This window comes from Flagellimonas chongwuensis, from assembly GCF_013376415.1.
GTDB classification, from domain to species: Bacteria; Bacteroidota; Bacteroidia; order Flavobacteriales; family Flavobacteriaceae; genus Flagellimonas; species Flagellimonas chongwuensis.
Genome location: NZ_WYET01000004.1, coordinates 314,217 through 328,170, shown reverse-complemented (window position 1 = coordinate 328,170; position 13,954 = coordinate 314,217). Strand labels below are relative to the sequence as shown.

Annotated in this window: 16 protein-coding genes and 1 tRNA gene; 12 read left to right on the top strand and 5 right to left on the bottom strand. The window is 40.9% G+C overall.

The annotated features are described in order from the left end of the window. Window position 1: 1 nt before the first annotated feature. Window positions 2-469 (bottom strand): DUF6428 family protein, encoded by a 468-nt coding sequence (locus GUA46_RS08575; RefSeq protein ID WP_176620143.1) that lies wholly within the window; start codon window positions 467-469, stop codon window positions 2-4. Between the two features lie 46 nt (window positions 470-515). Further along, the gene (locus GUA46_RS08570; protein WP_108246182.1) at window positions 516-845 is read right to left on the bottom strand and encodes an ArsR/SmtB family transcription factor; all 330 of its coding nucleotides are present in this window, start codon (window positions 843-845) and stop codon (window positions 516-518) included. Window positions 846-1,021: 176 nt separating this feature from the next. Between GUA46_RS08570 and GUA46_RS08565 the strand changes: the two genes are divergently transcribed. From GUA46_RS08565 to GUA46_RS08520, 10 genes are read left to right on the top strand one after another with little or no spacing between them, the layout of a single operon-like run. Further along, the gene (locus tag GUA46_RS08565) at window positions 1,022-2,152 is read left to right on the top strand and encodes a cysteine desulfurase family protein (RefSeq protein WP_229418474.1); all 1,131 of its coding nucleotides are present in this window, start codon (window positions 1,022-1,024) and stop codon (window positions 2,150-2,152) included. Continuing rightward, window positions 2,149-3,303 (top strand): XdhC family protein, encoded by a 1,155-nt coding sequence (locus GUA46_RS08560; protein ID WP_176620141.1) that lies wholly within the window; start codon window positions 2,149-2,151, stop codon window positions 3,301-3,303. Before GUA46_RS08565 ends, GUA46_RS08560 begins: the two co-directional genes overlap by 4 nt. After that, window positions 3,300-3,905 carry a nucleotidyltransferase family protein gene (locus GUA46_RS08555; RefSeq protein ID WP_176620140.1) on the top strand — a complete coding sequence of 202 codons (606 nt, stop codon included), beginning with the start codon at window positions 3,300-3,302 and terminating at the stop codon, window positions 3,903-3,905. The genes GUA46_RS08560 and GUA46_RS08555 overlap by 4 nt, the downstream gene beginning before the upstream one ends. Further along, window positions 3,902-4,138, top strand: coding sequence for a MoaD/ThiS family protein (locus GUA46_RS08550; protein ID WP_176620139.1), 237 nt, complete (start codon window positions 3,902-3,904; stop codon window positions 4,136-4,138). Before GUA46_RS08555 ends, GUA46_RS08550 begins: the two co-directional genes overlap by 4 nt. After that, window positions 4,135-5,148, top strand: coding sequence for a HesA/MoeB/ThiF family protein (locus GUA46_RS08545; RefSeq protein WP_176620138.1), 1,014 nt, complete (start codon window positions 4,135-4,137; stop codon window positions 5,146-5,148). Before GUA46_RS08550 ends, GUA46_RS08545 begins: the two co-directional genes overlap by 4 nt. Then, entirely contained in the window at window positions 5,141-5,584 is a 444-nt protein-coding gene (locus GUA46_RS08540) for a molybdenum cofactor biosynthesis protein MoaE (RefSeq protein WP_176620137.1), read from the top strand. The genes GUA46_RS08545 and GUA46_RS08540 overlap by 8 nt, the downstream gene beginning before the upstream one ends. Further along, window positions 5,585-6,481 carry a bifunctional molybdenum cofactor biosynthesis protein MoaC/MoaB gene (gene moaCB, locus GUA46_RS08535; protein ID WP_176620136.1) on the top strand — a complete coding sequence of 299 codons (897 nt, stop codon included), beginning with the start codon at window positions 5,585-5,587 and terminating at the stop codon, window positions 6,479-6,481. Continuing rightward, a complete protein-coding gene (gene moaA / locus GUA46_RS08530) occupies window positions 6,474-7,466 on the top strand; it encodes a GTP 3',8-cyclase MoaA (RefSeq protein WP_176620135.1) in 993 nt (330 codons plus the stop codon). The genes moaCB and moaA overlap by 8 nt, the downstream gene beginning before the upstream one ends. Further along, window positions 7,466-8,629: a molybdopterin molybdotransferase MoeA gene (locus GUA46_RS08525; RefSeq protein WP_176620134.1), complete on the top strand. Its 1,164-nt coding sequence runs from the start codon at window positions 7,466-7,468 to the stop codon at window positions 8,627-8,629. The genes moaA and GUA46_RS08525 overlap by 1 nt, the downstream gene beginning before the upstream one ends. Before the next feature lie 6 nt (window positions 8,630-8,635). Then, window positions 8,636-9,391, top strand: a complete 756-nt coding sequence (locus GUA46_RS08520; protein ID WP_176620133.1) for a sulfite exporter TauE/SafE family protein — start codon at window positions 8,636-8,638, stop codon at window positions 9,389-9,391. Here the strand turns inward: GUA46_RS08520 and GUA46_RS08515 are convergent. After that, a complete protein-coding gene (locus GUA46_RS08515) occupies window positions 9,388-9,645 on the bottom strand; it encodes a winged helix-turn-helix domain-containing protein (RefSeq protein WP_229418473.1) in 258 nt (85 codons plus the stop codon). The two genes, GUA46_RS08520 and GUA46_RS08515, sit on opposite strands and share 4 nt — an antisense overlap. A 507-nt stretch (window positions 9,646-10,152) precedes the next feature. Between GUA46_RS08515 and GUA46_RS08510 the strand changes: the two genes are divergently transcribed. Next, window positions 10,153-12,246 carry a hypothetical protein gene (locus tag GUA46_RS08510; RefSeq protein ID WP_176620132.1) on the top strand — a complete coding sequence of 698 codons (2,094 nt, stop codon included), beginning with the start codon at window positions 10,153-10,155 and terminating at the stop codon, window positions 12,244-12,246. Window positions 12,247-12,303: 57 nt separating this feature from the next. On the opposite strand, the gene GUA46_RS08505 is transcribed toward GUA46_RS08510, so the two are convergent. Beyond that, window positions 12,304-12,388 (bottom strand) — tRNA-Ser (locus tag GUA46_RS08505). Between the two features lie 187 nt (window positions 12,389-12,575). Further along, a complete protein-coding gene (locus GUA46_RS08500; protein WP_176620131.1) occupies window positions 12,576-13,016 on the bottom strand; it encodes an outer membrane beta-barrel protein in 441 nt (146 codons plus the stop codon). Window positions 13,017-13,200: 184 nt separating this feature from the next. On the opposite strand from GUA46_RS08500, the gene GUA46_RS08495 reads away from it, so the two are divergent. Next, window positions 13,201-13,953, top strand: coding sequence for a sulfite exporter TauE/SafE family protein (locus GUA46_RS08495; protein WP_176620130.1), 753 nt, complete (start codon window positions 13,201-13,203; stop codon window positions 13,951-13,953). Window position 13,954: the final 1 nt, after the last annotated feature.

Sequence of the window (13,954 nt, the reverse complement as noted above, 5' to 3'; positions counted from 1 at the left end):
TTTAGCAGCATCCACTTCCAGGAGCGCAGGTTGGAGTGTTTTGTAATTCGGATAATTTTACTTTGGGCTTTTCGGCTGGGATGCCACAATTGTCTTTGGCCAAACAATCCGTTTGTTTGGTGGTCAATAGAAAGTTGGTTCCGTCAAAATCAAGGTCAAATTTTTCAATGGTCTGCCCTTGGTATTCCACTTCTACGTCTAGATTGCCGAAGCCCAACGTTTTTTGGGACAATTCTATAATATGGACCAATTTCTCTGGATGAAGTCTATGGTCGTAATCATCGGCGTTCCAAAGTTGAAAGTTGACCACCTCCTCGTTTCGAACTGTTCCACCGCAGTCAATAAAATGCTTGGTGATTTTACCTACTTCGGTCACATGAAAATGATTGGGAACCAAATCCCCATTCGGTAATTGAAACGCTATGGTGTCCAATTGGGTCAATACTGATTTAACTTCTTCTAATTTCATATCCCTATATTTATTGCAATATTACGATTAATGATATTAAATTTTTTTAACAACAATCCTTTTGGTTGAGATCTTGATTCAAGAAATCTGACATTACGTTTTTCATTTTCTTCCAATTATCAACATCAATACAGTAACAAACGCTGGTTCCTTCAACATTTCCCTTGATGAGGCCTAAGTTTTTTAACTCCTTTAAATGTTGAGAAATAGTGGGTTGCGCCAAACCAATTTCATCTACCAAATCACCGCAAACACATGCGTTCAGCTTGTACAAATACTGAAGAATGGCGACACGGGCAGGGTGTCCGAACACCTTCGCGTATTGTGCAATCTCGTTTTGTTTGTCCGTAAATATTTCTGTTTTGGCTAAGCCCATTGTCTTATTTGTATATTGCAATATTACGATTAATAATAAATGTGTCAAAAATTTTATTTGATTTTATTTCTTAATGGTTTGAAAAACATAAGTGAAAGCTAGATGATTCTTATTAAATTGCGTTATGCATATCAAAACATAACGATTATAATTTGTCTCTTACTAAAAAAATATATTTGGATTATAATGCGACCACACCCACCGACACAAAGGTAGTGGAGGCCATGCTGCCGTATTTTACCCAAAATTTTGGCAATGCGAACAGCGACCATTCTTTTGGTTGGCATGCTGAAGACGCAGTAGCAACTGCTAGAAATCAAGTTGCCAAACTGGTGAATTGTAGGGCAACCGAAATAACGTTTACATCGGGAGCTACGGAAGCCGCCAATCTGGCCTTGTTCGGATTTTGTAAAAGAAATAGCGATAAAGGGAATCATATAATTTCCTGCAAAACAGAGCATAAAGCAGTCTTAGATACTTTGGAAGCATTGGAATCAGATGGTTTTGAAGTTACCTATTTGGATGTGGACAGGCAAGGAAATATTGACTTGATTGAATTGGAAGCGGCCATAAAACCCTCCACGATTTTGGTTTGCATGATGCTGGCGAACAACGAAACCGGGTTGATTCATCCGATAAAAACCATAACTGAAATAGTGCATGCCAAGAGTATTTCTGTGATGTCCGACATTACACAGGCAGTGGGCAAAATTCCAGTGGATTTACAGGATTTGGGGATGGATATGGCTATTTTTTCTTCACACAAATTGTATGGCCCCAAAGGTCTTGGTGCGTTATACTTAAATAAAAGCAATAATATTTCCATCGATAAACATCTTTTCGGTGGCAGCCACGAAAAAGGAGTCAGACCAGGAACTTTGAATGTTCCTGGAATTGTTGGTTTTGGTGCAGCTTGTGAAATTGCGAATCAAAGCTTGGTAGAGAATCAGCAAAGATTCAAAAGTCTTCAAAACAAATTGGAGGAGGGGTTGTTGACCATAGACGGAGCAACCATTAATTGCCGGGATGAAGAACGGTTATCCAATACCACAAATGTGTCGTTTAAAGCAATTGATGGCACCAAGCTACTTCGGTATTTGAACACCTTGGCCGTTTCTCGGGGTTCCGCGTGCACTTCAAATCAAGTAAATCCGTCCCACGTGCTTAAAGCGATGGGAATTGAAGATGATACAGCCTTGGCCAGTCTTCGTATCAGTACAGGGCGAAGCACCTCTTCGGAAGACATTGAAAAAGCCTTGTCTGAAATCAAAAAAGCCGTCAACCAACTAAAAACGATTACCGTATGAGAGAGTTGGATGTCATCATTGCACAGTATCAAGAATTAAAATCACAGGGTATTCGCTGTGTTTTAGCTACTGTTGTCCATGTTGATGGTTCATCCTACCGTAGGGCAGGCGCTCGCATGTTGGTGGACGAGTTTGGAACCATTATCGGCGCTATTAGTGGAGGTTGTTTGGAAGGTGATGCGCTCAGAAAAGCACTTTTTGCATTGGACCTACAGGAAAACAAATTGGTCACCTACGATACCAGCGATGAGGATGATGCGGTAATCGGTGCACAATTGGGCTGTAACGGTATTATTCAAGTCTTGTTCGAGCCCATTAATTATACCGATAGGCATAATCCCTGTGAGCTATTGAGAACTGTTGCCGAACAGGAAGTTCCAATGGCGGTGTCTGTTGTTTTTAATTTGGATAAATCCCAACAACAACTGGGAACCAGTTTGGTTACGGATGAAAATCAGGCAGTTTCAGTGGAGCAGCTTCCCGATGATTTACAACAAGCTTTGCTTGTTAAAAGTAGAGAGGTCATCAATCAAAATGCATCTTGTTTTGCAGAGCTCACAACGGAAGAGAAAACAGATTTTGTGTTCATCCAAATCCATCAACCTCCTGTAAAATTGATTTTGGTGGGAGCGGGGAATGATGCACAGATATTGGCGCAACAAGCTGATTTGTTGGGATGGAAAGTAACCGTTACCGATGGCAGACCAACACACGCCAACAAAAAACGTTTTGTAGGGTCATGTGAAGTAATTGTAACTAAACCAGAAGAAACACTAAAAAACATCAATATAGATCAACGCACTTGTTTCGTGTTGATGAGCCATAATTATAATTATGACCTAGCGGTACTCAAGTTATTGCTTGGAAATGCAGAGACACCTTATATCGGCATCCTTGGACCGTTAAAAAAGTACAATCGTATGCTTAACGAGCTTGCGGATGAAGATATTGAAGTGTTAAAGGAAGATCTAGCCAAAATCCATGCGCCCGTAGGGTTGGAAATAGGTGCAGAGACCCCAGCAGAAATCGGATTATCCATTTTGGCCGAAATCCAAAGTGTGTTGACCAAAAAAGAAGCTCGACCTTTAAAGCAGAAAACCGAGCCGATTCATGATGTCACTGAAAATCAATTTCAAAAAATAACCCTATGAGTTCAGAAGAAAACATAGCAGTGGTTGTTTTGGCCGCAGGTGGCTCTACCCGTTTAGGTCGACCAAAGCAGTTGGTTGAATTCAAAGGGAAAACACTTTTGGAGCACACAATGCAAGAAGTTGTTGGGTTGGGTTTTCAAACCAAGATTTTGGTTTTGGGGTCTAAGAATGAAGAAATTCAGGCTAAAATCGATTCGAACGGCTTTAAAGTGGTCATTAACACCGATTGGGAGGAAGGAATGGCGTCTAGTATCAAGCTTGGATTAGAGGCTGTGATTGCGGAAGAAGATAGATTGGACCATGTGTTGTTTCTGGTGTCCGACCAACCCTTTTTGGAACGCGCTAACCTAATTAAACTGGTGCAAGCTCAACTCACCAAGAAACCAAAAGCGACCTACTCCAAATACGGTGATAATATTGGAGTACCCGCTATTTTTAACAAGGACGCATTTCCATTGTTGATGGAATTGGAAGGAGACGAAGGAGCGAAAAAGTTGATTTACGCAAAAGAATTCGACTATGGTACTGAAACCTTTAACAAAGGCGGGTTTGATGTGGATACGGAAGAGGATGTTCGACAATTAAAGAAAATGGAAGCATGAAAGTGACCGTAAAATATTTTGGTTTGGTGGCGGAAGCCGCTGCAAAGTCGGAAGAAGTCATGGAACTAGACGAAACCCTTACCGCTTCGGAGCTGAAAGTACAATGTTTGATCGGATTGGCTATAGCGGACAAAGATTCGGTACAGATAGCCGTGAACCAAAATTTGGATGAAACCATAACAATTAATGATGGAGACGAAGTGGCACTGTTGCCACCGTTCGCTGGAGGATGAGCAGATATGATAGACAAATAAAACTCACGGAAGTTGGCCTGGAAGGGCAGCAAAAACTTCGCAATGCCAAAGTGTTGCTTGTTGGTGTTGGGGGATTGGGTTGTCCTGCTGCGATGTATTTGGTGGGTGCAGGTGTCGGTAAAATTGGTTTGATGGACCATGACAAGGTCGATATGTCCAACCTGCATAGGCAAGTTTTGTTTCAAGAGTCGGATGTAGGAAGGTCAAAGGCTACTGTCGCCTTGGAACGACTGGAAAAACAAAACAGTGAGGTAGAGTATGAGGTGTACGAAGAGCCATTGACAATCGAGAACGCAGAGAACATCATCAACCAATACGATGTTGTATTGGATGGTACAGACAATTTTGAAACCAAGTACCTCATCAACGATTCCTGTATATTGACTGATAAACCTTGGGTTTTTGCATCCATTTATAAAAATGAAGGGCAATTGTCGGTCTTCAATTTCAAGAATGGGCCAACGTATCGCTGCGTGTTCCCGAAAAGCACACGACAGAACATCAGTTGTGAGGCAACGGGAGTATTGGGAGTGTTGCCGGGTATCTTGGGAACACTGCAGGCTGCGGAAGTACTTAAAATTATTTTGGGGGCGGGTGAGGTGCTATCAGGTAAGCTAAAGCTCATCAACATGATGCAGGCAAGCGAGCAGACCATTAACATAAACAAGCGCCCCGAAGAAGTGGAAAAAATCCGCAAGAACGGGATAGCCCCTGTTTATATTGATTGCGATTTAAAAAATAAAGAACAGTGGTACCTCGATGTGCGTGAAGTGTTCGAACAGCCCAAGCCAAAAGGGAAAAAAGTGCTGAGCATTCCCATGGGTGATTTAACATTGCGATACCAAGAAATACCCAATAATCAGGAGGTTTTTGTGTTCTGTCAATCAGGAAAGCGAAGCAAGAACGCCATAGAAATCCTTAAAAATGAATTTGGCTTTCATAATTTGAAAAACGTGGAAGGTGGCATAGAAACAATTATTGATGGATAAAAAGAAACCAAAAAAAGTATTTGTACAAGGAGCGATTCCTCCCGAAAAAATAGCGACTTCGGTGGCCAACCACCAAAGTAAGACCAATATTGGCGCACACAGTATTTTTTTGGGACAAATCAGGGCAGACGAAGTGGAGGGCAAAACCGTCACCGCTATTGATTACACTGCCTATGAGGAAATGGCGGAAAATGTGTTCCATGAAATACGCGAAGCAACCTTTACTAAGTTCGATATTACCTGTGCCCATGTGTATCACAGTTTGGGTAAAGTAAATGTTGGAGAGTTGTGTCTGTTCGTGTTCACATCATCGGCGCATAGAAAGATAGCCATAGAGGCCACCAACTTTTTGGTAGAGGAAATCAAAGCGAAAGTACCCGTTTTTGGCAAAGAGATTTTTGAGGACGAAACCCATCAATGGAAAGTAAATAAGTAAATGGTAGACATTACACATAAAGTGACCACTTTGCGGGAAGCTACCGCAGAAGCTATAGTAAAAACAAGTAGCCAAGCTACAATTGATGCTATCAAAAACAACGAAGTTCCCAAAGGGAATGTGTTTGAAATGGCCAAGGCAGCCGGCTTGTTTGGCGTCAAAAAAACGCCGGACCTATTGCCCGATTGTCATCCGTTACCCATTGAATATACGGGCATCGATTATGAAATTGACGGTTTGGACATTACCATTTCCATGACGGTAAAGACCATTTACAAAACAGGGGTAGAGGTAGAGGCGATGCACGGAGCAAGTGTTGTGGCCCTTACCATGTACGATATGCTAAAACCGATTGACAAAAATGTGGAAATCGGCATTATTCGCCTTAAATCCAAAAAAGGAGGGAAATCTTCCTATAAAATCAATTCGGAAGGGTTGACTGCCGATGTTGTTGTTTGTTCCGATACCATTTCCAAAGGAAAAGGCGAGGATAGGGCAGGAGAGGCTATCATTGAGAAATTGAAGTCTCTGGGTGTGCCATCCCAAAAAAGCATCATTCCCGATGAGGCAGAGGAAATCATCAAAAAAGTGGAAAACACCACTGCAGACCTACTGATTTTTACGGGAGGAACGGGTGTGGGGCCACGAGATGTCACCCCACAGACCTTGGAGCCCTTGTTGGACATCAAACTTAAAGGAGTAGAAGAACAAATGCGTAGCTATGGGCAAAATCGGATGCCGTATGCGATGTTCTCGCGTTCCATCGCGGGCATCAAGGACGGTAAATTGATATTGGCACTGCCGGGCTCTACTAAAGGAGCAGCGGAATCCATGGATGCGATTTTCCCGCACGTGCTGCATGCATTCAAAGTGATAGAAGGAAAAAGACATGATTGACAAAAAACCACAAGTAATAGACAATTTCGGTAGGCCACATACCTATCTGCGTATTTCATTGACGGACCGATGCAACCTGCGGTGCTTTTACTGCATGCCCGAAGAAGGTATTGAGTTGATGGAAAAGCCGAGTATCATGACGCTGGAGGAAATCATTGAAATGACACGGACGTTTCGGGATTTGGGCGTGGATACGGTACGGTTGACGGGCGGCGAACCTTTGGTTCGGAAGAATTTCGGTTTTTTGGTCGAAGAGCTGGCCAAATTGGGCGTGACCCTAAAATTGACCACCAACGGAATTGTACTTGACAAATATCTAGACCTGTTCGACAAAATTGGGCTGCGCAAAATCAATTTTAGTTTGGATACCTTGGACAAGGCCAAATCCATTTTCATCACCAAGCGGGATTATTATGAGCGCATTATGCGAAACTTGAATATGGCCTTGGACATGGATATGGACATCAAGCTCAATATTGTGCTGATCAAAGGTGTGAACGACAAGGAAATCAATGATTTTATTGCCTTGACCAAGGATAAAAATATTACCCCCAAGTTTATAGAGTTTATGCCATTTAAGGGCAACAAATGGGACTGGAGCAAGGTAGTTTCCAAAGAAGAAATATTAAAGACCGTTGGCGATAAATTTGGGGAAATCGAAACACTTGACACTCCAATGCACAGTACCTCCACCAATTTTAGAGTGAAGGGCCACAAGGGCAGTTTTGGCATTGTAAGTACGATTACCAACCCGTTTTGTGATGAGTGCAACCGTATTCGTTTAACTGCTGATGGTAAGATGAAAAACTGTCTGTTTGCCACCTCAGAAACCGATTTGTTGACCCCACTTCGCAATGGAGAACAAATTGAAAACACCATTTTGGAGGCGATAAAATCCAAAAAGCATTCCCGTGATGGCATGGATGTTAAAATGGACGCCGACCACTACGAGCAAAACCGTTCAATGATTTCAATAGGAGGCTAATGGTTACAATTGAAGAAGCACTTCGAAGCATTCAGGATCAAAAAATCAGTTTAAAAAGTGAATCAAAACCTCTAAATGAGGCATTGGGTTATGCACTTTCAACAAATACGACAGCTCCTTTTGATGTGCCCGAGTTTGATAATTCCGCGATGGACGGTTATGCGCTTTGCGGACTTTATCAGGAATACCGATTAGTAGGTGAGGTCGCTGCTGGCGATTCCAAGGAAGTTTCATTGCAAGATGGCGAAGCGGTTCGGATTTTTACGGGTGCCAAGGTACCCCAAAACACTACTGCTGTAATGATGCAGGAGAAAACATCTGCCAAAGACAAGACGTTACTTCTTGATGAAATGCCCAAAACTGGTCAGAACATTCGAAAAAAAGGCGGTCAGTTGACCGAAGGGCAAGCCGTATTTGAAAAACGACACGTTTTGAATCCACCATCATTAGCTTTGATGGGCAGTTTGGGATTATCGCAATTGGACGTTTTTTCTAAACCACAAGTCAATATAATCACCACGGGAAATGAACTCGTAAAACCGGGAGAACCCAAAACCGAAGGACAGATATACGAATCCAACAGCTACGCGATTTCTGGGGCACTTCAGCAATTTGGGTTTCAGCATCATCAAAAAACTCAGATACAAGATGATTTTGAGGCCACAAAAGCAGGCATCAAAACGGCATTGGACTCTTGTGATGTATTGATTATTTCTGGAGGAATATCGGTTGGGGATTACGATTTTGTAAAACAATCCCTCGAAGAAAATGGAGTTAACGAATTGTTTTACAAGGTCTTTCAAAAACCAGGTAAGCCATTATATTTTGGGAGGAAAGGTAATCAGTTTGTGTTTGCCTTGCCCGGGAATCCAGCATCTTCATTGACCTGTTTTTATGTGTACGTGCTTCCGTTGCTCCAAAAGTTATCGGGATATGAGAACGTAGGTTTGACTACTTATCAATTCCCAATAAAACATGGGTATGAAAACCGTTTTGGGCGACCATCCTTTCTAAAAGCTGCTATCGTTGAAGGAAAAGTAGAGATTCTTGATGGACAGGGGTCTTCCATGATTCAATCCATGGCCAAAGGCAACGCACTTGCTTTTGTGGATGATGGCGAGGTATTGAAAGAAGGTGATTTGGTAAGGTGTAAACTAATTTAATAATTGATGACAGTTGAATATTTACCCATAGTCTTCTTTTTGATTGCGCTGTTCTATAGCTCTGTTGGATTTGGTGGCGGCTCCAGTTATTTGGCCATTTTAAGCCTTTTCCTGACCGATTTTTATGAAATCCGTTCCACAGCCCTCATTTTAAATATTTGCGTGGTGACCATAGGCACTATAGTTTTTATTCGGAACCGGGTGTTTGATATGAAGTTATTCTGGCCGTTTTTGGTGGTGAGTATCCCATTTGCTTATCTAGGTGCACAAATCCGCTTATCGCAAACCGTATTTTTTCTGGTATTAGGAAGCGCATTGATTTTAGCAGGAGTTTTTATGTTGCTTCGCTTTGCGAAGAAAAAATTGGACTCAAAGAAATTTTCTAATCCGAAAAAATCACTGCTTGGTGGTGGTATCGGCTTGCTTTCTGGAATTTCTGGAATAGGTGGAGGCATCTTTTTGTCGCCAGTCCTTAATCTATTGAAGTGGGAAAATCCGAGAGTAGTGGCCTCGCTGGCCTCTGTTTTTATTTTGGTGAATTCTATTTCTGGGCTTATAGGTCTCAACGTGGCAGGCACCTTTAAACTGAACAATGAATTGATGCTACAGCTTATTGTTGCCGTGGTAATAGGAGGGAGTATCGGTTCTTATCTATCAAACAAGAAGTTCAACCTGAAGTTTTTGGGTGTGCTTACCAGTATTTTGGTACTCTACGTGGGTTTCCGTCTGATTTTACTTCACGGTTTTGATATCAAGATTTAAATCATCCCCAACATTTCATCCGTATGCTGCTGAACGGTTTCAGTGATTTTATCATTCATTTTTTGAAAGGTGGAAAGTGCTTTTTTGCCAGCCTCGGTTAATTCCGCACCACCACCTTGTATGCCGCCTTTGTGGAGTTCTACATAGGGTTGTCGACCTCGTTGGTTCATGTCTTCGACCATTGCCCATGCTTTACGATAGGACATTCCCATTTCCTTGGCCGCTTTGGACAGGGAACCGTTTTTGTCAATCATTATTAATAGTTGGGCTCGCCCAGGGCCAAAAAACTTTTTGCCGTCAATATCTATCCAGCATCTTATTTTAAGTTCTTTTTCACTTTTCATCACGGTTAAATTTAAGCATCTATGCGGTAAATTGAATATTCACCCCAAATAAAAAATATAGGATAATATTGTTCTTATTTAAACAAAACGTATTGCATAATTCTTTTCCGAATGATGTTTAACTGTTTGGTATCCAGCGGTAATGTCTTACCTTTATTTACAGTGTACCGTATTCAAAACATAGTTATATCCCTTCTCTTTTTTATTCTGTCAATTGTTGCCCTTGCACAGGAACGGGCAGTCAAAGGGACGGAAGGTCTGCATTTACTTGAAAATATCCACCTACAATTGAATAAAACGGTCTTTTTAAAGGGAGAGCACATATGGTTCAAGGCATATGTTCAAAATCAGAATCAACATTTACCATCCTTGGCCACGAAAAACCTACATGTAGGAATTTTTTCAAAAGATGGAAGCATGCTAACAAAAAAGATGTTTTTAGTACGCAATGGTGTTTCTTTTGGTGATTTTAAAGTTGATTCAACTTTTGTTAAGGATTCATATACCATAATGGCCTGGACCAACTATATGAAGAATTTTGAGTTTACTGCTCCTTTTCTTCAAAATATAGAAATCATTGGAGTAGCGGAACAATCAGAATCAAAGAACAAAGGTGGCATTACTGTTTTAGTTTATCCCGAAGGGCAACAAATTGTAGCGAACACATTCAATAATGTCGGCTTCAAGATTTTTAACCAAACCTTACCACCAATAAAGACCAATGAAATAGAGCTGATTACGGGAAAAGGTGAACGAATACAATCTAACATTCAAACAAACCAATTAGGGCAAGGAAGATTTGGTTTTTTTGCCAACTCAACCGAAACCTATTTTTTGAAATTACAACATCCAAACGGTCTTAGGACCACCAAGGAGCTGGAAGTTAAACTACACCATGGAGTAGGAATAAGCATCGATAATACAGCGAAGGATGTTGTTGTACTAAACTCCAAACGGTCTAAATCTATTTTAAATAACGAGAAATTTTCTATGGCTATTTATAACCATGTCAACGGAAATTATGTTTATCGTTATGAGCTTGATGGAGATAGCAGACCCATTTCCGTAAATCGCAATCAAATCCCCGGCGGAATCAATACAGCGGTGATTTTGGATGAAACTATGAAACCCATTTCACAACGTATTTTTTTTAATAGACAGAATTTGAAGGAAAGGGTAGGTTCTGTAGATGTAAGCTATTGTTTAAACAAAGCTCAAGATTCCTTACAGATAGATATGATACTTCCTCAGGGACATCAAATGGCCAATTTAAGTTTGTCGGTTTTACCTGCTGAATCAAATGCATATTTCCCTGATAATTCTATAGCCTCTTCTTTTTTGATTCAGCCTTATCTCCATAAACGTATTGAAGGCCGCTATTTTTTTGATGACAATAAACGTTCAAGGGATTATCAAATGGACACCAGATTACTTATGGAAGGGACCGAAATGTTTGACCAGTATATCAGAGCAGGAAATGCTAAAAATAGCACTTACAAACATGAAGAGGACATTGCTTTCAACGGTAAGATTTTGGATGCCGACCTCGAAAACGAAAAACAAGTTTCGTTGTTTTCCCAAGCATTGGGTACAGTCAATTTTTTTGAGCTCTCAACCAACAAGAATTTTGAAGGAAGCCTGCCTTTGTTTGAGGGGGATTCCATAATGATCAGCGTACTGAACCACAAAGGAAAACTTAGAAAACCAAAAGCGGAACTCTATTTTTATGATAACAATGCAGATACTTTTGATTATACCAAATGGTTGAGCAAAGCGGACCGGTTTAAATCAGGGGTTTCGCAATTAAGAGTGAATGAGAGTTTTGATCTTACGGATGGAATCATATCTCTGGATGAAGTGGTGGTTTCGGAAAGGGCAAAGGAAACTACAAAGTTTCAAATAACTCCAGAAATTGAAATGAGACTAATTGATAAAGCAACCGTGAACCGTTATCCAAGTCTTATAAACTACATTCGGAAATTGGGATTTCAAACACGTCTCAATAGAAAAATTGGAGGTATTGGTGTTTATGTTCCCGATCCTCCTTATCTAGCCCCAGTACCTGTTTTAATCGAAGGACTTCCGGTTGATTCGGGACAACTTATGTCCATGCCCCTTTCCATGGTAAAATCGATGGTTTATAATAGGTATGTAGCTCCTCATCAAGGACCATTTATTTCCCTGTCGTTACGGTCTGATTATGATGGATTATACGGAAGGAACCGGTTCACAAGCATTACTGTGCCAAAAGGATTCAGTAGGGCACAAGCCTATTTTGCTCCAAATTATCCAGATTATGATTCGTTGTTATATCAAAAATATGGTGCCATTTGGTGGGAAAGTCAATTTGAGATAAACTCAGACGTCCCATATTCAATTACAGTTCCTTTAAATGAACAACGAGAGGTAAAGATTATAATTGAAGGAATGTCCTCCAATGGTTTTTTATATTACACCGAACAAATTTGTAGTCCTTTTGAAACCAACCATTCCTCCAATCAACAAGAATAATTCAGTTATTGCTATCATTAAAAACAAAAACCCGCAACAAATGTTGCGGGTTTTTTGCGGAGGAAGAGGGATTCGAACCCCCGGAGGTGTGACCCTCAACAGTTTTCAAGACTGCCGCATTCGACCACTCTGCCATTCCTCCTAAGCGGGTGCAAATATATAAAGCTTTTTCTTATCCCAAAAGACCTTTTTGGTTTATTGTTGTATAAAAATAAAAATCCGATGTACCTGTTGGAGCACATCGGATAGTGTTTTAAGGATAGGTGGGTTTTAATTAATGTCAAACTCTAATCCTAAGGAGATAATGTCCCAACTGCCTCCATCTAGGGCTACCCTCTGTAAGCTAGCACAATGTCCATCATCTCGGTTATGGAATATGCGGCTCTTGGTGCATAATAAAATCCACCATCGTTGCCATCACTTATTCCAAGGGCATAGCCAAGGTCTGCGCCTAGCGAGAATTCATCGGAAACACTAAAACGACCTGCCGCGGCAATGGGTAGGAACTGGACGTCATCAACATCGATGGTTCCAAAACCAGTGTCTATTTCGTCACCGAAAGAATGTGAATAACCCAAAGTCGGGCCAGCTTGGAACTCATCGGATACATCGAACAAGTAGCCTAATTCCACGGCAATTGCAAATGTCGATAAGTCTCCGGCATCCCCGATGGGAAGACCTGCATGGATTCCTGCTTTAAAATCACCTTGTGCTTGTACACAGGTTAATCCAAAAAATACGGCTAGTGTAAATAATGCGATTTTTTTCATGAGATTGTATTTAAGGTTAAATCAAATGTAATGATTTTTAAAAAATTAACATTTTGAAGGCTATTAAATTATGTTTTCGGCAAATTAAAAGCATTCTTTATTGCCTGTTTTTGATGATTCTCAATTTTACTAAAGTTCACCAATTCTATATGCCGTTCAAAACAATGGTCATACCTTTGTTTTTATGCTCGAGTGGTACCATTATTTCTTATTGATTGCTGTTGGTTTTGCCGTAGGGTTCATTAACACCGTAGCAGGGGGTGGGTCGCTACTGTCACTGCCCACTTTAATCTTTTTGGGTCTACCGCCGGCAGTTGCCAACGGTACCAATAGGGTGGCCATTGTCATTCAAACAGCGATGGGTACAGCAGGCTTCAAGAGCAAAGGAATCTCTACATATCCTTTTAATATTTATTTGGGGATATCGGCTTTTTTGGGAGCTATAATAGGTGCATACATTGCGGTGGACATAGATGGGGAAACCTTTAATAGAATTTTGGCCATAGTGATGATTGCCGTAGTACTTATCATCATTTTTAAGCCCAAAATGAGGGTGGACGAGATGCAAGAACGACTGACGGGCAAATATCTTTGGATAGCTCTTGTGGTATTCTTCTTTTTTGGTATCTATGGGGGCTTTATCAATGCGGGTCTTGGATTTTTAATGATGCTGTTTTTGCATTATTTTAATCAAATGAATCTAGTAAGGTCCAATGCTACCAAAGTGGCCGTGGTTTTTGTTTATATGTTGGCCGCATTGGTGGTTTTTGTTTTGAACGATAAAGTGGATTGGAAAATGGGCCTTGTTCTTGCTATTGGAAATGGGTCGGGAGCATGGTTTGCCAGTAGGTTTTCCGTGAAAAAGGGAGATGGATTTATAAAAACATTTTTAGTGATCGCCGTAGTTTTGATGGCCATCAAACTATGGTTCTTTTAAA